Origin of the sequence: Synechococcus sp. PCC 7335 (assembly GCF_000155595.1) — a bacterium.
Lineage (GTDB): Bacteria > Cyanobacteriota > Cyanobacteriia > Phormidesmidales > Phormidesmidaceae > Phormidesmis.
The window spans coordinates 1,643,916-1,664,098 of record NZ_DS989904.1 but is presented as its reverse complement, the minus strand read 5'-3'; the positions used below and the strand labels follow the sequence as shown (position 1 = coordinate 1,664,098).

General features: G+C 49.4%; 15 protein-coding genes. 3 read left to right on the top strand and 12 right to left on the bottom strand.

Annotated elements, in window-relative coordinates; genetic code table 11:
* Nucleotides 1–402: 402 nt before the first annotated feature.
* The 3 genes from S7335_RS07340 to S7335_RS07330 all read left to right on the top strand — a co-directional run bounded on the left by S7335_RS07340 (nt 403) and on the right by S7335_RS07330 (nt 4,634).
* The gene (locus S7335_RS07340) at nt 403–2,226 is read left to right on the top strand and encodes a cytochrome c biogenesis protein ResB (RefSeq protein ID WP_227499960.1); all 1,824 of its coding nucleotides are present in this window, start codon (nt 403–405) and stop codon (nt 2,224–2,226) included.
* Between the two features lie 99 nt (nt 2,227–2,325).
* Nucleotides 2,326–4,029: a cytochrome c biogenesis protein gene (locus S7335_RS07335; protein ID WP_038017408.1), complete on the top strand. Its 1,704-nt coding sequence runs from the start codon at nt 2,326–2,328 to the stop codon at nt 4,027–4,029.
* Between the two features lie 128 nt (nt 4,030–4,157).
* Nucleotides 4,158–4,634, top strand: a complete 477-nt coding sequence (locus tag S7335_RS07330; RefSeq protein WP_006456397.1) for a ubiquinol-cytochrome c reductase iron-sulfur subunit — start codon at nt 4,158–4,160, stop codon at nt 4,632–4,634.
* Nucleotides 4,635–4,652: 18 nt separating this feature from the next.
* On the opposite strand, the gene S7335_RS07325 is transcribed toward S7335_RS07330, so the two are convergent.
* From S7335_RS07325 to psaA, 12 genes are all read right to left on the bottom strand, one after another.
* Nucleotides 4,653–5,534, bottom strand: a complete 882-nt coding sequence (locus S7335_RS07325; protein ID WP_006454551.1) for an aminoglycoside phosphotransferase family protein — start codon at nt 5,532–5,534, stop codon at nt 4,653–4,655.
* A gap of 14 nt (nt 5,535–5,548) precedes the next feature.
* Nucleotides 5,549–5,872, bottom strand: coding sequence for a DUF952 domain-containing protein (locus S7335_RS07320; protein WP_006456435.1), 324 nt, complete (start codon nt 5,870–5,872; stop codon nt 5,549–5,551).
* Between the two features lie 42 nt (nt 5,873–5,914).
* Complete coding sequence (gene ggt / locus S7335_RS07315; RefSeq protein ID WP_006456743.1) at nt 5,915–7,723, bottom strand: gamma-glutamyltransferase; 1,809 nt, start codon at nt 7,721–7,723, stop codon at nt 5,915–5,917.
* A 155-nt stretch (nt 7,724–7,878) separates the two neighbouring features.
* Nucleotides 7,879–8,259, bottom strand: a complete 381-nt coding sequence (locus tag S7335_RS07310; RefSeq protein WP_038017403.1) for a response regulator — start codon at nt 8,257–8,259, stop codon at nt 7,879–7,881.
* 198 nt (nt 8,260–8,457) lie between these two features.
* Entirely contained in the window at nt 8,458–11,118 is a 2,661-nt protein-coding gene (locus S7335_RS07305) for an ATP-binding protein (RefSeq protein WP_038015847.1), read from the bottom strand.
* Nucleotides 11,115–13,145 carry a response regulator gene (locus S7335_RS07300; protein WP_006454699.1) on the bottom strand — a complete coding sequence of 677 codons (2,031 nt, stop codon included), beginning with the start codon at nt 13,143–13,145 and terminating at the stop codon, nt 11,115–11,117. The genes S7335_RS07305 and S7335_RS07300 overlap by 4 nt, the downstream gene beginning before the upstream one ends.
* Nucleotides 13,146–13,553: 408 nt before the next feature.
* Complete coding sequence (locus tag S7335_RS26680) at nt 13,554–13,694, bottom strand: hypothetical protein (protein ID WP_006457306.1); 141 nt, start codon at nt 13,692–13,694, stop codon at nt 13,554–13,556.
* Between the two features lie 53 nt (nt 13,695–13,747).
* Nucleotides 13,748–14,254: a photosystem I reaction center subunit III superfamily gene (locus tag S7335_RS07295; protein WP_006457245.1), complete on the bottom strand. Its 507-nt coding sequence runs from the start codon at nt 14,252–14,254 to the stop codon at nt 13,748–13,750.
* A gap of 107 nt (nt 14,255–14,361) precedes the next feature.
* Nucleotides 14,362–14,574 carry a hypothetical protein gene (locus S7335_RS28390; RefSeq protein ID WP_006454332.1) on the bottom strand — a complete coding sequence of 71 codons (213 nt, stop codon included), beginning with the start codon at nt 14,572–14,574 and terminating at the stop codon, nt 14,362–14,364.
* Nucleotides 14,575–14,702: 128 nt separating this feature from the next.
* On the bottom strand, nt 14,703–15,227 hold the full coding sequence (locus S7335_RS07285; protein WP_006454815.1) for a photosystem I reaction center subunit XI: 525 nt from the start codon (nt 15,225–15,227) through the stop codon (nt 14,703–14,705).
* Between the two features lie 254 nt (nt 15,228–15,481).
* Nucleotides 15,482–17,713 (bottom strand): photosystem I core protein PsaB, encoded by a 2,232-nt coding sequence (psaB, locus tag S7335_RS07280; protein WP_006456395.1) that lies wholly within the window; start codon nt 17,711–17,713, stop codon nt 15,482–15,484.
* 94 nt (nt 17,714–17,807) lie between these two features.
* The gene (psaA, locus tag S7335_RS07275; RefSeq protein WP_006457625.1) at nt 17,808–20,156 is read right to left on the bottom strand and encodes a photosystem I core protein PsaA; all 2,349 of its coding nucleotides are present in this window, start codon (nt 20,154–20,156) and stop codon (nt 17,808–17,810) included.
* Between the last annotated feature and the right edge of the window lie 27 nt (nt 20,157–20,183).

Sequence of the window (20,183 nt, the reverse complement as noted above, 5' to 3'; positions counted from 1 at the left end):
TATAGCGGGTTTTATTAGCTTGCTAAAGTAGTGCGTATGAGCATTTTGTTACTTCATTCACGTAGGAATCTCGTTTTCCGATGTAACAAACGCAAGAATTCTATGTAGAAAAAGGATTTCAAAATTGAATTGTGCAGCCTTTTATACAAAAGGAGAAAGGGATTTCTCTAGTATTAGCTGTAGTCAGATATCTTCTGAAAGAGGGTATCTAGTTGTTGAGATATGCAGTGTTGATTAGCTAGCGACTGGTTAGCCACGACTCACTAACGCTGTTGAAGCTGTGCTTAGCAATGCTCAATACTGAATGCTCAATACTGGCTTTTGTTATTCTTCCACCTATCTATTTAGCTTCGACACATGATAGTCAATCTGACTAAATCACTAGGATCTATCAAGTTAGCTGTGCCTTTGTTGGTAGCGATCGCAACCATTTTGATCGGTGCAACATTCTATGAAGCTGAAGTCGGCTCGGCTGTCGTTCAACAAGAGATCTATAAGAGCGTCTGGTTCGGTGGATTGATGTTTTTGTTAGCGATTAACCTAGGAATTTCTACCCTCTTGCGCTATCCCTGGAAAGGCGCGCGCAAAATTGGGTTTGCCATCACTCACTGGGGACTGGTGGTGATTATTGCGGGTTCGGCGGCGGTGATCCACTTGAATGTAGAAGGGATGATGCTAGCTCGCACTGATGCTGGTCCTGTAAGTACGATTAGAGTCAATGGAGACTTGGTCGAAGTCGCTGCGCCTGGGCAACCTCCCATGCAGGCACCTCTCTTTATTAAGGCGGACGGTACGGTTGTTCCTAGTCAAGTGGGTGGGCTCTCTCTGTTGGGTTACAGCGATAATACGATCAATACTGTGCGATTTACACCGGGTGGAAAAGTCCACAATCCGGCTGTGCGTCTAGTCTTAAAGAGCGATCGCATGGGTCAGTCTTTAGAACGCTGGCTAGCGGCCGCGCCTGCGGCCTACGATGCAATCAATATCGGTCCGGCCGAGCTTCAGCTCGTCAAAGCGCGAACTGATGATGAGTTAGCAACAGCGCTAACGCCCCCTGAAGAGGACATCAAACGCACTCGTCGCGGCACAGTGAATGTCTCCTGGCTGGGCCAATCGCGCTCAATCGATATCGAGCAGAAACTCGACGAATCTTTTGAGTTAGAGGCGAAAGGAGAAACCTTGAGCGTTCAGCCAGTTGGCTTCTGGCCTGATTTTCGGTTGGATGGCAGCCGTCATCCAGTGAGCGCGTCCGACTTGCTGCGCAACCCGGCCGTTCAGTTAGTAGTCACAAACGGTCAGTCAACTGAAAGCTGGTTTGTCTTTGGTAATCCTGGGTTTGAACCGATTCGCAATTCCATAGAAGGTGAGCCCATTCCCTTTGAAGTTGACTATGAGATTGTCACTAACCCTGCTCCAGATGCCTTCTTCCGCTTAGTCGTTGATCGAGATGATGCCCTTCACTATGCAGCAAAGTCTTCGAAAGGATTTAAGTCAGGCGCGATCACTATCGGTGAGTCTGTTGTTCCTGGCTGGGCAGATTTTGAAGTAACGTTAGCCGACTACATTCCTTTTGCTACCGTAGAAAGAGAGATTGTTCCCCTGCCAAAGCAGTCTCTTGGAGGGGGGACAGGGCAAAGAGAACCAGCGTTACTAGTCTCTACTGGCAACAAGCGTGAACCGGTTTGGGTCCCTTGGGGACGGCCTACAGCGGTTAGTAGCGAAGCGGGGGATTGGTTTGTTGCTTTTAGTCCAAAGCTCTTGCAGCTACCGTTTAGCTTGAAGCTCAACGACTTTATTGTCGAACGTAATGAAGGTAGTGAATCGGTAGCAATGTGGACCAGTGCGGTTTCTTTAATAGAACCAGACCAGTCCGATAGCGACTTTGATAGCTACACAGTTAGCGATCGCCGCGTTTGGATGAATCATCCCACCTGGTTCAAGGGCTGGAAAATTGCTCAGGCCTCTTGGAATCCAGGCGATCTAAGTCAGTCTACTCTACAGGTAAAGAGAGAGCCCTGGTGGGTTACCGGGCTGACTTGGCTAGGCTCAGCCATGGTGACCGTTGGCGTCGCAATCATGTTCTACGGGCGCGCGGTTTCAAAGAAACTGACCAAACAGTTCAAAGTGGTTTCCGATTTGCTAGAAGCCCCTGAAGACGATCAAGCGATCGCTGCTGACTCGGCGCCAGGCTCCATACCACTATTTAACGCTTTCTTAGGGAGATAAAACCTACTCATGATCGCTTCTTCCCGGCCAAAAGCGCAGAACCGAGATACGCTTACAAATGAACTTGACAACAGTCACAACACCCTGCAGACCCCCTCAATGATAAAACTGATAAAATTTACTATTGGGTTGACACTAGGCCTGCTGCTGATCGCCCTCCCATTTAGTCAATTTCAGCCATCGTCGTTGGACGCACTAGAGACCATAGTGGTGCAGCAAGGAGGCCGTAAGAAACCGCTAGATACGGTAGCGCAAGAAACGGTTGCCAGGATTCATGGCGCTACCGCTTACAAGCACGACGGCATTGTCGAAGATTCAATGACCACATTCATGTCGCTTTGGTTGAACAATCGCGACTGGAACCAGGCGCCCTTTGTGCTTTTTAGCTATCGGCCACTGAAGGAAAAAGTTGGCCTCGATCCTGATCAAAAATATTTCTCTTTTCAAACGCTGATGACGAACCAGGCCTTAGGCGATGTTGTTCGTCAGGCTCACAAACAAGATCTCGAAGGCGAAGATCTCAGCCGTGATCAGCGCGAAGCGCTGGCAATCGAAGACAGACTGACGCTGATGCTAGGTTCTGTTGATGACAATGCGATTGCAGTTGTGCCCCATCCAGCCGACACGAAAGGCAAATGGATGGGCATCTCAGAAGCAGAGGCGCTTTATTCAACAGAGGCGATCACACCATTGCTCTCAAACTTCGTGGCGATGAAGCAGCAATTTCTTACTCAGCCAACTCAGCTACCTCGGCTTAGCCCCTTAGCCTCTCAGCTAAAGTCTGATCTTCGCGCCCTTAGTCCAGCCGTATATCCGGCGGTCGGTGCGATGGATAAAGAGGTCTTTTTCAATCACTTTCATCCTTTTGCTAAGGCTTGGAAGCTGTACGGAATTGCGTTTGTCATTATGTTGGCAACCGTCTGGATTAAGCCTATAGAGCTTTACTGGAGCGCGATTGGGCTGTTTGTCAGCGGTGTGATTGTGCAAAGTTACGGGTTCTTACTGCGCATGCAGATTGCCGATCGTCCGCCTGTGACTAATATGTATGAATCGGTGATTTGGGTTGGGTTTGGGATTGCGGCGATCGCCCTTGTCTTCGAGCTAATCTACAAAGCCAAATACTACCTGCTAGCCGCGGCTCCACTGGCGGTGATGTGCTTGATTCTGGCCGATAGTCTTCCAGCCGTTCTAGATCCGAGCATTTCGCCGCTGGTTCCTGTGTTACGAGACAATTTCTGGCTGAGTATTCACGTTCCTACCATTGCGCTTAGCTATGCGAGCTTTGCACTTGCGCTTGGCATCGGCCATGTTGCCCTCGGCAGCTATCTATTCACCCCTAGTGCCAAATCTAGAATCCAACTTCTCTCTCAGCTCAACTACCGAGTGCTGCAAGTCGGCGTCTTGCTACTGACCGCAGGTATTATTTTAGGCGGCATTTGGGCGCACTTCTCCTGGGGACGTTTCTGGGGCTGGGACCCTAAGGAGACCTGGGCACTAATTGCACTGCTATGTTATTTGGTGCCGCTACACGGTCGTTTGGTTGGGTGGATTGGCAACTTTGGCATCAGCGTTGCTAGCGTTGCAGCTTTTAACGCGGTGCTGATGGCTTGGTATGGGGTGAACTTTGTATTGGGAACCGGTCTACATAGCTACGGCTTTGGCACAGGGGGTTCCGAATGGATGATAGCCAGCGTTATCGGTGTGGATATGTTGTTTGTGTTGGCGGCAACTGCGAGATACAAAGGCTGGCTGACTAAACTATCGGTCAATCCGGGTGAAGCTAGTGCTAGTGCTAACTCGTAGGGATAGACAAAAACGTTTAGAGAATGAGTCCCAACAACTCGTTGAACACTTTGTCATTCATTATTTCAAATTCGCATCTGTTGATATATTGATGAAACATTAAAGCAGACACTAGAAGAGATCAACCTATGAAGCGTAGAGCATTTATGAATTGGGTAGGCGTTGGCTTCATGGCTTCGTCTTTGCCTGTTGTGATCGCAGCTTGCACCCCTGCTGTTGAAGAACCAGAAGTTGTAGACGAAGCCGAAGCCGAGCCCTGTGCTGCGACCGAACCCGTCGCTAGTAGCGCCCGAGAAGATGGCTTTGCTCCGCTTGGCAGCGTTGAAGAGCTAGACAGTGCCGGATTTCTATCAGATAAGTCCTTTGCCGGTGGTCCCGTGATTGCTATTCGCGATCCAGAAAATGCAGACAGCGTTGTTGCGTTCAATTCAACCTGCACGCACCAAGGATGTAGCGTTGCCTGGGAAAGCTCAGAATTTGCTTGTCCTTGCCACGGCTCCAAGTTTAGTGCTAGCGGAGAAGTAACCGAAGGGCCTGCCACCGAAGCATTAGCTACATACGAAGCAATGATTGAAGACGCTCAGGTTCTAGTCAGAGCGGCGTAGACAGCTATACCCACTCCACTACTCCTCATCTTGTTCCAAATTCTGGAAGATCCTTTGACCCATCTGAACTTGAACAGGGTCGTCAGCATCACCGTGTGTTGAAAAAACGGTTGCAAAAAAGACTGCCCATCCTTTGGCGCACTGTATAAGGGATGGCGTTGCATCGTAGTGTCGAAGCAGTTGTTGGCGTTCGCTAGGCTGGGGAAAGATCATCCAAATTGCTGCGAGATCGAGCGCTGGATCGCCTACAGTCATATCCCCCCAGTCGATTACACCGCTGATCTTGCCTTGATTGACCAGGACATTTTGAGGATGCAAGTCGCCATGAATCCACTGCGGTTCAAAGGTCAGCTTAGGGTTGATCGCGCTTTTCCAAATGGCTTTAATCGTGGGTGTTATCAGGGAGGTGGTTTGATCTAGCTGCTGCATCCAGGCAGTAATTTGCGCTGAGCGCGATGCTAGAGAAACGCTGCGAAAGGGATTAAAAGGAACAGAACTAGGTGCTGGAACATGAAGTGATCGCAAGAAGGCGGCAAATCGCTCGCTTTCTCCTATCGAAGGTGTTTCGACATAAGCTGAGACCCCTTCTATCCAAGGCAGCACAGACCACGACCAAGGATACCGATCGCTAGGCTTGCCGCAGTAGATTGGTGATGGCACCGGAATCGGTAGCCGAGCTGACAGGATCGGCAGCCAAATCTGTTCTGTTTCAATTAGCTGGGCGGCAATATGCCGACGAGGTAGCCGAACAGTTAGAGACTCGCCTAGACGAAAAAGCTGATTGTCCCAACCAGAATCCATGCGTCGGATAGGTAGGTTGCAAACGGATGGATATTGCGATCGCAGTAAGTCTTGTACTAGCGCTTCGTCAATCTCAATTTCTGCTGTAGGCCGACCCATTATTCATCCGCGATTCATTTGTGCTGATTCAAACTATCGAAGAAGCTATCTATTGTCCAAACTCTAACAACAGCTTCTAAATTCAGAGGGCCGTATAGATGAGGGAATACGCCGTGACCTGGCACCTGATCATAGCAAAGAGACGCCTGCAACAGCTTAGGGTCTATCTCTAAGATCACCAGATCGGAGCGTCCTTTGTAGAATCGTTCTACCGTGCCAGAAACCTGTTGCTCTTTTGAAAGATGGATAAAGCCTTCTGCTGCTAGTGAATCAGGCTCATACATTCCTCTTTCTTTGGCGGCGGCCCAGTTTGTGGATTCAACAATATGGAAAAGCATCGGTCTCTAGGCGTTCTATTTAGGTGCTTCAATTTGGGTATGCTATTCGGGCATCTGATCAAGTACCTGGGCGCTGCCACCACCTCTGCGCGTAGGTTCAGCCGCTGCCAATATCGTTCCGTCTGGCAGCAACACGATGCCGGTAGCCGCGCCAATTTCTTCAGTAGCGTCTAGCTGATAGCCACTTTCCACAAGCGCTTGGCCTGTTTCTGTCTCTGCAAAGTTCTGATCGACTAGGGTAATGCCTTGATTACGCTGAGAGAGTCTAGGCGCTGCGATCGCTTCTGCCAAACTCATGCGAAAATCAACCAGATTGACAGTAATTCCAACCGCTGTGGTAATAATGGTTGATCCACCGGGTGAGCCAAATGCGATAATTTCACCTTCTGAAGAAAAGAGAATGGTCGGAGACATGCTGCTGCGAGGGCGCTTTCCAGACTCTGGCACATTCGGATGGGGATTCTCTAGATCAAAATCAGTTAGCTCGTTATTCAAAATAAAGCCATAGCCGGGTACAACCATTCCAGAGCCACCGGTTGACTCAATCGTTAGCGTGTATGAAACTACCATGCCATCTCTATCTACAACCGTCAGATGCGTGGTGGAAATACCTTCTGTAGCCTTCGTCTCTACCAAAACTGGCGGAGCCTCTAGACTAGGGCTAGGATCTTGTTGATAGGGAAGTGGATTGCCTACAGGTGCCTGATAGCTAGACTCATCCGCTGGCACTGTTAACGGTAATTCCTGCCGTCTTTCTTCTGCATAGTCAATGGACAACAATCCATCGACAGGGACGTCTACATACTCTGGATCGCCGATATAGGCATTGCGATCGGCAAAGGCTAGGCGTTCTGCTTCGATTACCCGGCTCAGCGCTTCGGCGCGGTCCAGCGTTAACAGATCGTAGTCAGACAGTAAGTTCAGCGTCTGGGCGACAGTAATGCCACCGCTGCTGGGTAATCCCATGCCATAGATAGTGTAGTCTCGGTAGTCTGTTTCTATGGCTGGGCGCACCCGAACTTCATAGCGGTCTAGATCGTTGGTCGTTAGGCGACCCGGCCAGACTGAGAAAGGGGGATCTGATACGACTGGAGGGTTTTGTACGGTCTGCGCGATCGCTTCACCAATTTCACCCCGATAGAAAGCATTGGCCCCTTGCTCTGCCAGCAGTCTGTACGTTTTGGCTAGCTCGGGGTTCACAAACTGACTGCCGACTGCGGGCGGTTTGTCATCGGGTAGGTAGAGCGATCGCGTGGTCTCAAAGGCTGAGAACCGCTCTTGATTAGCAGCAATTTGCTCAGCGAAGGTTTCATCGACGGTAAAGCCCTTTTCCGCTAGTGCGATCGCAGGTTGCAACAGCTCTGCCAAAGACATCGTGCCATATCTTTCTACTGCCGTTGCCCAGTTCAAAGGCGTCCCCGGGACACCTACCGATAGACCGCTACTGATTCGATTGGGAAAGAAAGGCAAGGGTTCCCCCAAAGCACTATCTGGATCGCGAAACAGATCGGGCGTTGCTGAGGCGGGAGCTTCCTCTCTACCATCTAGGCTGACTACGCTCTGGGTATCTGGCTGATAGACCAGCATAAAGCCGCCACCGCCTACCCCGGCCGAGAAAGGTTCTGTCACGCCCAGGGCTGCAGCCGTCGCCACCGCCGCGTCCACCGCATTACCGCCCGAGCGCAGCACATCAATACCCACCTGTGTCGCCGCTGCATCCACACTAGCGACTGCTCCCCCTGTGCCCTGCGCCACTGGCCGAGCCTGCGACTGCGCTGAGCTAAACCTAGCCAAGCTCAGCAATACACCAACGCACAAGGCCAAAGCAGACAGTAACAATCGACGGCGCATACAAAATTCTCCAATGATATGACAAAGGACTTAGCAAGTCATCGCTAAGTCCTTATTGTAGGTTTCAATCATCGGCGCTGATTCTAGTCTGTAATTTTTATTCGGTAGCTGCGCTGCGAACTGAACTTCTGCGAAGTAGAGCTAGTCAGCAGACGTTAGCGAGAGGTCAAGAGCACTGACATAATCTGGTCCGAAATAGTCATTGGGTCGTAGGGCTTGGTGATAACGGCAGCGACTTTGAGCTGATCAAAATTTTTTCTCTCATTGGGCTGGGCTGTAGCAGTCAAAATGACGATGGGAATGGTTTGGGTTTCGACCTGTTCTCTTAGTTTTTTTAGAATAGTTAGTCCGTCCATGCCTGGTAGCATCATGTCTAGTAGAATCGCATCGGGCTTTTCAAGCTGGGCGATCGCCAGTCCCTCGACGCCATCTTCTGCCATGAGCACTTCCCACTCCCCTGTGATCTCCAAACAGATCTGAGTAGCCTCTCTAATATCAGCATCATCATCCACAATCAAAATACGCTTCGCAGCCATAGCAGTTTTCCCCATACGCTTTCTCTAAACATTTTCAGCGCTCACTGTGTTAGCGAGGTGAGCAGCCGAATCTATATAGCGGTTCTCAGACGCATCCAGGAACCGCGCATTATGCCCGTTGCCACATGAGGCTTTCAGTCAGTGTGCTGCACCTCAGCCCAGGGACAAAAGCCATAGTAGCTCTTGTTTCTATATTTCTTATGAAGATAGGTCGTCTCCTATCGGGAGGGTAAAGTAGAAAGTGCTGCCGCTGTTCAGCTCACTTTGAGCCCATATTTCACCATGATGCCGCTGAACGATACTTCGACAGATAGCCAAACCTAGACCGGTTCCACCTTGATGCGCTTCGTCTGAAGTATTGAGCTGCTCAAACTGCTCAAAGATGGCCTCTAGCTTGTCTTTAGGAATCCCTCTGCCTGCGTCTTTAACCATTACGAGCAATACAGACTCACCAATCTCGAGGCCAGCCTCAATGGCTGATTTTCCTTTTGCGCTTAAGTGCTTTTGGATACGAGAAACATCGTCTGAGCGGATCTGCTGCGCCGAAATCTCTACCGTTGAGTTCACTGGCGAAAATTTGATCGCGTTGCTTAGTAGGTTGGCGATAGTCTGAATGATTTTATCTGGGTCTACCCACAGCTCGATCGAGAGAGAAGAAGCCGACAGGTGAATGCTGCGATTATCTGCCATGGCTCGCATCTCGTCTGTAGCTTGAGTGATGATTGTAGATAGATTGCAGATCTGCTTGTTTAAAACAATCTTGCCAAGTTTGATGCGTTCGACATCGAGAATGTCGTTGACTAAACGGACTAAGCGATTGGTGTTCGAGGAGGCAATCTCGATCATGCGCTGCTGCTTAGCAGGAGAGATTTCAATCTGGCTTTGAGCGAGTAGGCCAAGGGCAGCGCGAATAGAAGTCAAGGGCGTTCTCAGTTCGTGACTAACAACAGCAATAAACTCATCTTTCATCGAGTCTACCGCTTGGCGCTCGGTAATATCTTGGAAAACTACAACAGCGCCGATGGTATTTCCACTTTCTCGAATCGAGGTGCTGACATACTCTACTGGAAACCTAGATCCATCTTGTCTTTCAAAGAAATCGCCGGTAACATGGTGGGTCTGGCCGTATCGCAGCGTATTGAAAATAGGGCTTTGCTGCCAACGATAGCGATCGCCTTGTGGTTTTGTAGGATTGAGCAAATCGTGCATGAACTTGCCTGCTAGCGCTGCATTTGGATACCCGAGTATTTTGGCTGCTGCCGGGTTGGAGAATACAATTTGGCCTTTGGGATCTATGCCGTAAATCCCTTCTCCGGCGGCCTTCAGAATTAGCTCATTCTGATGGCTAAGTCGCTTGAGAGAATCTCTGGCTTCCTGAAGGGCTGCAAGAGCGCGTTCTCGTTCAGCTATTTCTTGACTCAGGTGCTGATTGGTCGCTTGCAATTCAGCTGTTCTTTCTAGGACACGCTGTTCTAAGTCAGCATTGAGCAACTGAATTTTTTGATAGAGCTGCGTTTGATAGATAACAGAGGCAAACCGATCTGCTAGATCTTGAACTAGCCCAATGTCTCTAGGCTCCCAAGCATGAGCTTGGTTCTTTCTGATCTCTTGCCACGCCTCGAACGACTGACGCGGACGCTGTTGCCGAGGATCGGCCTCGTCTAGCCGTCCGGCCCATACAGTTTCGATATCAACTGGCTGACGAAACAGGCTAAGATAGCCTAAAAACTGATTCTGGCTGGTTAGTTTTACTATTAGCAAGCTGCGGATCCTGGCGTGAGCTAACGCATTAGCGATCGCTTGGGGAATTTGAGCAGTCTCTATATCAGAAATTTCCCACAGGTTTGCTACAGCCTGATTAGAAAAGTCATCCTGCAGCCAGCTTTGCCATTCGATAGACTGTTCTAGCTCTTGAGTTCTTGATTCTAGAGAGTCTTGAACTTTAAGTGCTGACTCTTGAAGCTCTAGCTCCTGGCATTCTAGTGTTTGAACGCCCCTCTGAAACTGAGCGGGCTGGTTTCCAACGTATACCCATCTGTCTTTTGGTTTTTGCTTGGGTGGGTTGATAGCTAACGGTTTGCGATTAGAGGAGATACTTGATTCGATGTACAGTCGTCCGCCGGCGCACCGTAGCTCGTTGACTACATGCTGAAGGGCTCGCTGTAGCGGATCTTCAACAGTAGAGTGTAAGTAAGATACTGTCTGGTTAATGATTGCTTCATGCTGGCCCTGCAGCCGAGTAAGCTGTAGTAAGCTGGCGTGAGAGATAGCAACAGTTACCTGATCAGTGATGAGCTGGACAATCTCTAGCTCCCGATCACCAAATCGTTTAGGAACACTGTGGTGAGCAACCATCAATCCCCATAGCCGATGGCGATAGAGAATAGGAACAACCAAAGAAGACTGCACTCCCATAGCGGTTAGATATTCAACATGACACGGGTCAACACTGCGAAAGACGATAGTCGTCTTCGCTTTCGGTCCTTTAAGCAGTGCAACTTTAGCTTCACTGCTTAACAAGGGGCTAATTCCTATCTCTTGTGTAGAGACGTTGACGATACTGCGTTGTTTGAGTTTTAAGAATAGCTCACGGGCTTGTTCTGGAATGTCCTCGGCAGGAAATCGTTGCCCGAGCAGGGAGGGTAACCGCTGCTGATAGATGGCTTCAGCAACAACCTCCCCGCTGCCGTCTGGGTGAAACTGATAGATTTTAACTCGGTCGGTTTTGAGAAATTGACGCATCTCATCGACGGTTGCCTCCAAAATTTCGGGCAACTCAAGTGATCTCCGAATACGGTCAGTCATTCGGTGCAGGAGTTCTTCTATATTTCTAGCCGAAGCGAGTGATCGTTGGGTCATGGGGGGACAGTGGTAGGGCTATTAGCGGTGGCGATCACCTGTTGTAGGTACGAGCGCTTCATCTGATGCTCAAGATGAGCCAATAGCTGTGCGTCGGACAGAGATTTTTCGATCAGGTTATCACCGCCCGCTTTAAATGCGGCCTGCTGAAGATGAGGCTCAGCGTGAGCCGTAAAGAAAACAATAGGCAGATGGCGCCAAGCGGGTGACCGACGCACCGTTTGACAAAGCTCAATGCCGGTAAATTGCGGCATCGAGATATCTAATAGCAGCAAATCTGGATTCTCGTCCTGTAGGGTTTTCCAGAACTCTAGTGGTTTGTCTAAAGTGACAATTTGGTAGTTTTCTAGCGCGAGTCGAGTTTTCAGTGTCTGCAAAAGTTGAGAGTCGTCGTCAACAGCTAAGATTTTGCGAGGAGCTGAGAGAGGATGCGATCGCAGCAGCGCTATCGTCTTAGCCACACTAGCGACATCCGGATTGTAAAAGAAGGGATAGTCACCTAGCTGCGCAGCTCTAACTCGACTTGATAGCGATCCATCACCACTACATATCAGCAGCATCAAAGATGGCACTTCATTCACTAATTTAGCTAGCCTATCTAGCTGGCTCGATCTCAAGTCTCTGTCCAAGTCATCATTCAAATCACTCTCACAATCGTCCTCAAAATCCGCAAAAGAGAACCCTAGCAGCACCACATCTGGAACTGTTCTCTCCGAGCGAGTGCGACTATCTGTCTGGTTTGTTCTATCTGTTTGATTTATTCCAGCTTTCTTATCAAGCAATCTAGAAGAAGATAGCATCGCTACCAAAGACTCTATATGATGCGAAATCTTTACCGTAAATCCTTCTGTTCGCAGCATACCCACCAGCGCTGGCATCATCCTCAATTGCGGATCTACCAAGACTAACAGCGGCACTTTTGGGATCTCTACTGCTGTACGGCCCCGATGCTCAATAGCCTCATCAATCGTTGCCTGCAACGCTCTGATGAGTGCATCCAAGCGGGCCTGATCGTCTGCCAAGATAGGAGTTTCGCCCTGTAGTAGGATCTGGATTTGCCTAGCGATCTCAGATCCTGTCTCTAGCCCGAAAATACCGAGCACCCCTGTCAAACTGTGCGAGCTACGATAAGCAGACTCTCTCATCTCCTTTGAGAGAGTCCCTCTTTGAAGCTGCTCGAATGCCTGTTGTAATATTGCCAATCGGTTGGTTTGTTGAGACTTCACTGACTTCCACAGAGCCGATAGCGCCGCCTGTGTGTGCTGATGGCGAAGCTTCACAATATCTGAAGTGGCACTACGAGAATCAACAGAACATAACTCTTCAGTCTCTATCGGCTTTACTTCAGTCTCTATCGGCTTTAAACGGTAGCCCACGCCGTACACCGTTTCAATGAGATCGGCAGGCGCACCTACGGTTCTAAGCTTTCGACGCAGCCCTTTCATATGAGAGGTAACCGTCTCCTCTCCGGGAGCATCACTGTAGCTCCAAAGGTTGTCTATGATCGCCTCTCGACTAAATGCTTGAGCTGGATTTCTCAAGAACAGCTCCAACATAGCGTGTTCTTTAGGTGTGAGCGAAAGTTTATTGTTTCGATAAGTCAGCTCTCTACTGTTTACCTCTAGCCGCAGTCCTTCCCACTCGAGGGTAGTCAGGACAACAGAGGTTTTTCCTCGTCTTAAGAGCGCTCGCACTCGAGCTAGCAGCTCCTCTAGTTCAAACGGTTTAGTGATGTAGTCGTCTGCCCCAGCATTTAGTCCTGCAATTTTTTCGCTGCTATCATCGAGAGCTGTGACGAAAAGCACAGGCAAGGTGTATTCTTGGGCACGTAGTTGCTGACAAAACTTAATACCATCTAGCTCTGGCAGCAAGACATCTAGAATAATCAGATCGTAGTTAAAGGAACTAACCAGTTGCCAACCAATATGTCCAGTATAGGCGACATCAACAATGTAGTGCTCATCAGTTAGCACCTTGTGAAGGATTTTAGCAACTGATTCATCATCCTCTACGAGTAGAATCCTCATTTTTCAGCCTAATTAATTAAAGAACTTTTGTTATGTCCTCTAGCTACTTCTACCAAGACTTTATTGAGTCTTGTCTTTGTCTTGTCTTCAAACACCTTCATTTTCGAACACCACACTAAAGTACAGTATCCAACATATCCAAGGGCAGGATTTAAGAGCGGCGTTCAAGAGCAGGATTCAGAAGCGAGCAAGCTAGATAGTAAGGGATAAGAGAAACATCAACGGAGAGAAATTGAGATAGAGAGAAATTGAGATAGAACTTGAACTTTATCGCTGAGAGGTTAAGACAATTTTAGCGATGTATGTTTCTCTCTATTCAAAGTATATAAAAATTTGAAGTGCTGACTGATGTCCAGAATCAGCCAGCGGTAAGCCTTCTCGTAGCTATTGATACGACTTTGGGCTAGCTTAAGGTACGCTGTGAAAATAAGTACCGTACTGTAGACCCGGGAAAAAATGATTCAGCTCTATCAGGACAACAGAGAGAGAAACTAGGGCTACGGTTGCCATAATAGGCGCACTTGTTAGATATTTGGCGAAGTATTTCATGTGGGTTCTCCAGACAGTAGAGTTGGTCACGGTAGAGGTGGTCGAGATGGCTGTTATCGAGGGGATACAGAGACTTCAGATACTGGCGCAGTCAGCTCTCCGGTCGTTAGCTCTTTGACAGCGAGGAGGGGCCATAGCAATCCTTGTACAAAGGATTTGATAGCCAGCGCCACATCAATGAATATTTCTGTTTCTTCTGGTTTGGAATTGCGATTGCTGCTAATAAGATAAGCCCGGCCAGACCAGCCAATAAACCCAGCGACATAGAAGAAAATTCCGAAGGGGATGAGTACATCTATGGCTCGGTCGAACCGGAGCTGCTGATGAGGCAATCCTTCTGCGCCGCAAAGCAAGTTAGCAGCATAAGACTGATAAGGCGTATCAAAGTAGTAGCCTTCTGGGGCATTTTGCATTCTCTCATTGAACGCCGGTGAGGAAGCGCAGGGAACTAAATGAGTGTCTGTGTAGCCTTCTGAGGCAGCAACAGCAGGCGATACCACGCTGAGCCACACGAAAGCGGCTAATAAAAGCGAGAAAAACTTGCGTATAGTCTTGTGCATAGCTATGTTTTCCTAATAAACGAATAAATCTTGGTCCGAATTTTGGCTGAGCCGACAACCGACTTAACTTCGATCAAGACACGGAATATCAAGTTGCGGTTGAGTCGTTAAGACGAGATATCTCGACCCATCGCTTCGTTACTCATCGCATTACTACCCATCACATCGATATCAAGCCCGCCTTCGCCGCCCTCTCTTTCGATCCATAAAAAGGCGATCGCGAATATTGGGAAGGGCAGAATGTAGGTAATCATTGGAATCATAATCCAAGGGAGCCAGGCTGCGGCATAAGCGCCTTCAAGCTGAGTTGCATCTACCATCTCATCAAATCTCCTATCCAATCGTAAGGGTTTAGTTTTTGTGATCGAAACGCCTATCTAGGCGTGTTAATGGGCGTATTACTAGGTATGTTTGCAGGCATACTATGAAGAACAAAAGAAGAACAAAACTAGCCCACATTAACAGCGCCTCGAAGAATGCTATCGAGCAATTCAAAATTTTCTAGTAATGCATAGGCAAAGATTGCGCCGCCTAATGAGCCCATCAAGATACCACCACTGAGCTGATACCAATCTTCTTTTTTACGGAGCGGACGCAGTCGATCTCTAGAATGAGAATTGTATGTGCCGCGCGGATCGCCTTGAAAGGTTGCTAGGGCAAAAATAGAAATGCCCAAACAGGCCGATACGGTAATGTAGATAGCTGTGATCAAGCCGCTGAGATTGGCCCCGTGACTGCCTTCTTTTAGCGGGCCGAAGACTACTTCGGGTCCGACTAAAAAGTAACCATGAGCCATCCCAATTTCTAATCCTCTAAGAAAAGGCGTGAGTCCGGGGCGATAGGCAGGAAGATTGTTGATAAAGGCTTTGGCTAGGTTGGAGCTATTGATGGGCGTGGCTAGATTACCCAACTGAGGATTGCCCTGGTAGGGCTGAATGGGATCGTCGCTGATGTAGGCATCGCTAGCAGACATAGAAATAACCTCACTAGAATTGCAAAAAGGAATTGTGGGAAGGGAATTGCGGAAAGAGAACTGTCAATAAGCGATCGCAAAGAAAGTTTGTACAAAACGACAAACAAACTAAAAAGAAAGAAGAAAGTTCTGACCGGTCTAGCAGTCAGAACCTGTCTGGGACGAGGAGAGTCCACAGAATGGGTGCCGGGGCGAAGCGAAGATAAGTAATTGGCTTGCCCCAGCAGTACTCTAAAGCTAGGTTTCTAATCCGGTCACGGGAACCTGCTGCCAGTAGAGGCAATCAGAAACGCGCCGTAGGTGGCAATATAACCAACGGTAAAGTGAACCAGGCCCACCAACCGCGCCTGCACAATCGATAGTGCTACTGGCTTGTCTTTGGGATAGCCAAACGAGAGCGGGGTATTCTCATGAGCCCACATCAGGGTCTCTATCAGCTCTTGCCAGTAGCCTCTCCAGGTGATGAGGAACATAAAGCTGATCGCCCATACCAGATGACCAAAGAGAAAGATCCAGGCCCAGATTGCGAGATTGTTGGTGCCGTACGGATTGTATCCGTTGATTAGCTGGGCAGAGTTGAGCCATAGATAGTCTCTAAACCATCCCATTAGGTAGGTAGAGCCCTCATTGAACTGAGCCACGTTCCCGCTCCAGATAGCCAGATGCTTCCAGTGCCAGTAGAAGGTCACCCAGCCCAATGTATTTAGCATCCAGAAGGTGGCTAGATACACAGAGTCCCAGGCAGAGATATCGCAGGTGCCACCCCGACCAGGACCATCACAGGGGAAGGCATAGCCGAAGTCTTTTTTATCGGGCATCAGCTTGGAACCGCGAGCGTCCAGTGCGCCTTTGACTAGGATCAATGTGGTGACATGTAGACCAAGTGCGATCGCATGATGCACTAGAAAGTCTCCTGGCCCAATCGCTAGAAACAAAGAGTTGGTGCCATTGTTAATCGCCTCTAGCCAGCCTGGTAGCCAGACGTTGGCATGGTTGGGCCAAGCCGTTGAGGCAATGCTATCAGGATTAGATAGCAGCGAGCTAATGCCATAGAGAGCTTTGCCATGAACAGCTTGAATCCACTGAGCAAAAACAGGCTCAACCAAAATCTGTTTGTCCGGGCTACCAAAGGCGACCTCACAGTCGTTGTGTACATACAGCGCCAAGGTGTGAAAGCCTAGGAACAAAGAAACCCAGCTCAGATGAGAGATGATCGCTTCTTTGTGGTCAAGCACTCTAGCAAGTACGTTGTTTTCATTGGCAACCGGGTCATAGTCTCGGATTAAAAAGATACCGCCGTGGGCGAAGGCACCTAACATCAAAAAGCCAGCAATATACTGATGGTGCGTATAGAGCGCTGCCGTCGTTGTATAGTCTCTGGCGATAAAGGCATAGGGCGGCATGGCATACATATGCTGGGCCACCAGCGAGGTGACAACACCAAGGCAGGCTAGGTGCCAGCCTAACTGGAAGTGCAAAGAGTTGTTGTAGGCATCATAAATACCTTTGTGGCCCCGTCCAGTGTTAGGCGCGATGAAGAATCCTGTCCAGCCTGGGCCTTGAAGCGATTCGGTCATCTCTTTGATACTGTGCCCAATGCCAAAGTTAGTGCGGTACATATGACCCGCAATGATGAAGATGACTGCGATCGCCAAATGGTGATGCGCCATATCCGTCAGCCACAGCGACTCCGTTTGCGGATGAAACCCACCCAAGAAAGTGAGAATGGCAGTACCTGCCCCTTGGGACGTATTAAACAGATGCTCTGAGGTATCTGGATTGAGCGCATAGGCTCCCCAGTTCCCTGTGAAGAAAGGCTTCAACCCTTCCGGATGGGGAGGCATAGAGAGAAAGTTATCCCAGCCAACATGCTGTCCGCGCGATTCAGGAATCGCTACATGCACCAGATGTCCAGTCCAGGCGAGCGAGCTAACGCCAAACAAACCAGCTAAGTGATGGTTTAAACGAGATTCAGCATTTTTGAACCAGGCTAGACTAGGCCGATATCGCGGTTGCAAATGCAGCCATCCGGCATAGAGCATGACAGCGGCCAGCAGCAGTAAGAACATCGCGCCTGCGAACAGATCGCCGTTGGTTCGCAGGCCGATGGTGTACCACCAGTGATACACCCCCGAATAGCAGAAGTTAACCGGGTTGCCCGCGCCAGCAGGCGTAAAGGCGTCCATTGCCGCTGGCCCAAACTGAGGGTCCCAGATGGCGTGCGCGATCGGTGAGATATTGAGCGGATCTTTGATCCAAGCCTCGAAGTTCCCCTGCCAAGCCACATGAAAAAGAATGCCAGAAGTCCAAAGAAAGATAATGGCAAGATGGCCAAAATGGGACGCAAAAATCCTTTGATAAAGACTTTCTTCTGTCATGCCATCGTGGCTTTCAAAATCATGAGCCGTGGCAAGAGAGTAAAAGATTCGCCGGGTGGTCGGATCTTGCTGTAACTCCTGACTAAATTTTGGAAATTTTGTCGCCATGGTTCCAGAGAGATAAGAGGTTTTGCATGATGTTTGTTGTTATTTCATAGGCGACGGGGTGAGTCGGCTCCACCCCGCCCGTCGGTGTATGCCGCTAACCAATCGCGGCCATTCTCGCTAAGAAGAACGCCCAAGTCGTGACAATACTGCCAAGTAAATAGTGAGCGGCTCCGACTGCTCTGCCTTGGGTAATGCTCAGCGCCCGAGGCTGAATCGCCGTTGTAATTCTCAACTTGTTGTGGGCCCATACAATTGATTCGATCAGCTCTTGCCAATAGCCGCGACCGCTAAACAAGAACATCAAGCTGAAGGCGAAGACAAAGTGCCCAGCTAGAAACATCAGCCCGTAAGCAGACAACGCTGACCCATATGAACTAATTACCTGGGTCGCCTGCGCCCACAAAAAGTCTCGTAGCCAGCCGTTGATGGTAATGGACGATTGAGCAAAGTTACCGCCCGTTATATGAGAAACCGTGCCATTGGCATCTACCGCTCCCCAGACATCTGACTGCATTTTCCAAAAGAAGTGGAAAATAACCATGGCAATCGAGTTGTACATCCAGAACAAGCCAAGGAAGACATGGTCCCAAGCGGAGACTTGACAGGTGCCGCCTCGACCGGGTCCATCACAGGGAAAGCGGAAGCCTAGCTCTGACTTATCAGGAATGAGCCTGGAGTTGCGAGCAAACAGAACCCCTTTCAGGAGTACCAGCACGGTGACGTGAATCGTAAAAGCGTGGATATGATGGATCAAGAAATCAGCTGTACCGAGCGAGATTGGCATCATCGCTACTTTGCCACCGACGGCCACCAGGCCACCGCCAAAGGCATAGCTTGCCGGACTAGCGACACCTGGTGCGGTCGTACCCACTCCTGATAGGGCGATGTTTTGGATACCACCAAGCGCATCGCCTAGGGGCTCTGCGACCTGAGCGCTACCAACTGCCATAGTCTGAATATGCTGTACCCACTGAGCAAAGATAGGCTGCAGTTGAATGCCCGTATCCGAGAACATATCTTGAGGTCGGCCAAATGCTCGCATGGTGTCGTTATGACAGTACATTGCAAAACTATGAAAGCCTAAGAACTGACAGACCCAAACCAAGTGAGAGATAATTGCATCCCGGTGACGCAGCACTCTATCTAGAACGTTGTTGACATTCTCAGCAGGGTCGTAGTCGCGCACCATAAAAATGCCAGCATGCGCCGCCGCGCCAACAATCAAGAATCCACCAATCCACATGTGGTGAGTGAAGAGAGACGTTACTGTACCGTAGTCTGTTGCTAGATACGGATAGGGCGGCATCGAGTACATATGCTGAGCCACGATAATGCTCAGTGACCCCATCATCGCCAGGTTGATTGAAAGCTGCGCGTGCCAGGAGGTGGTGAGTACTTCAAACAGTCCTCTGTGGCCGACTGGGCCGATAAAGCTCAAGAACGGCAGCATCTTTGGATGTCTGGCATCTTCTAGCATGGTTCTGATGCTATGACCAATACCCCAATTGGTACGGTACATATGGCCAGCAAAGATAAAGAGAACGGCGATCGCCACATGATGATGGGCAATATCAGTCATCCACAGGCCGCCAGTCACCGGATTTAGTCCACCATTGAAGGTCAGAAAATCGCTGTAGGTCGCCCAATTGAGCGTAAAGAACGGTCTAATCCCTTGAGCAAAGCTTGGGTAAAGCTCCGCCATCAAGGCCTTATCAAGAACAAATTCATGCGGTAGTGGAATATCTTGGGGCGCTACACCTGCATCCAACAGTTTGTTTGTAGGCAGCGCCACATGGATCAAGTGGCCTGCCCAACCCAGGCTTCCTAGACCGAGGAGCCCGGCTAGGTGGTGATTGAGCATTGACTGCACGTTTTGAAACCATTCCAGCTTGGGCGATCGCACATGATAGTGAAACCAGCCCGCAAAGATCATCAACCCTGCCATCACCAACGCGCCAATCGCGGTGCAATATAGCTGAAATTCATTCGTGAAGCCTTCTCCACGCCACATCTGAAAGAGACCCGAGGTGATTTGGATTCCTCTAAAGCCCCCTCCCATATCGCCGTTGAGAATATCCTGTCCAACCAAAGGCCACACCACTTGAGCACTAGGTCGAATGTGGGTAGGATCGGCCATCCAAGATGAAAAGTTAGAAAAGCGAGCACCGTGAAAGTACATGCCGCTCAGCCAAACAAAGACCACCGCTAAATGGCCAAAGTGAGCAGAAAATATCTTGCGGGAGATATCTTGTAAATCGTTGGTGTGTGAGTCAAAATCATGTGCATCGGCATGGAGGTTCCAAATCCAAGTGGTGGTTTTGGGCCCTCTTGCTAACGTGCGATCAAAATGTCCTGGTTTTGCCCACCTCTCAAAAGAAGTCGGTATTGGACTTTGTTCGGTTGCAGCGCTAGCCTGATTCCTCTTCGGAGGACTGGCGGTCATGAGAACTCTCCTTTTCGAAAATAAACA

What these genes read in the sequence shown, in the direction of transcription:
- ggt (WP_006456743.1), bottom strand. Translation starts at nt 7,723, where the DNA reads ATGCGCCGTCGATTGTTACTGTCTGCTTTGGCCTTGTGCGTTGGTGTA.
- S7335_RS07335 (WP_038017408.1), top strand. Translation starts at nt 2,326, where the DNA reads ATGATAAAACTGATAAAATTTACTATTGGGTTGACACTAGGCCTGCTG.
- psaB (WP_006456395.1), bottom strand. Translation starts at nt 17,713, where the DNA reads ATGGCGACAAAATTTCCAAAATTTAGTCAGGAGTTACAGCAAGATCCG.
- S7335_RS07285 (WP_006454815.1), bottom strand. Translation starts at nt 15,227, where the DNA reads ATGTCTGCTAGCGATGCCTACATCAGCGACGATCCCATTCAGCCCTAC.
- S7335_RS07325 (WP_006454551.1), bottom strand. Translation starts at nt 5,534, where the DNA reads ATGGGTCGGCCTACAGCAGAAATTGAGATTGACGAAGCGCTAGTACAA.
- S7335_RS07300 (WP_006454699.1), bottom strand. Translation starts at nt 13,145, where the DNA reads ATGAGGATTCTACTCGTAGAGGATGATGAATCAGTTGCTAAAATCCTT.
- S7335_RS26680 (WP_006457306.1), bottom strand. Translation starts at nt 13,694, where the DNA reads ATGAAATACTTCGCCAAATATCTAACAAGTGCGCCTATTATGGCAACC.
- S7335_RS07310 (WP_038017403.1), bottom strand. Translation starts at nt 8,259, where the DNA reads ATGGCTGCGAAGCGTATTTTGATTGTGGATGATGATGCTGATATTAGA.
- S7335_RS07295 (WP_006457245.1), bottom strand. Translation starts at nt 14,254, where the DNA reads ATGCACAAGACTATACGCAAGTTTTTCTCGCTTTTATTAGCCGCTTTC.
- S7335_RS07320 (WP_006456435.1), bottom strand. Translation starts at nt 5,872, where the DNA reads ATGCTTTTCCATATTGTTGAATCCACAAACTGGGCCGCCGCCAAAGAA.
- S7335_RS07330 (WP_006456397.1), top strand. Translation starts at nt 4,158, where the DNA reads ATGAAGCGTAGAGCATTTATGAATTGGGTAGGCGTTGGCTTCATGGCT.
- S7335_RS07305 (WP_038015847.1), bottom strand. Translation starts at nt 11,118, where the DNA reads ATGACCCAACGATCACTCGCTTCGGCTAGAAATATAGAAGAACTCCTG.
- S7335_RS28390 (WP_006454332.1), bottom strand. Translation starts at nt 14,574, where the DNA reads ATGGTAGATGCAACTCAGCTTGAAGGCGCTTATGCCGCAGCCTGGCTC.
- psaA (WP_006457625.1), bottom strand. Translation starts at nt 20,156, where the DNA reads ATGACCGCCAGTCCTCCGAAGAGGAATCAGGCTAGCGCTGCAACCGAA.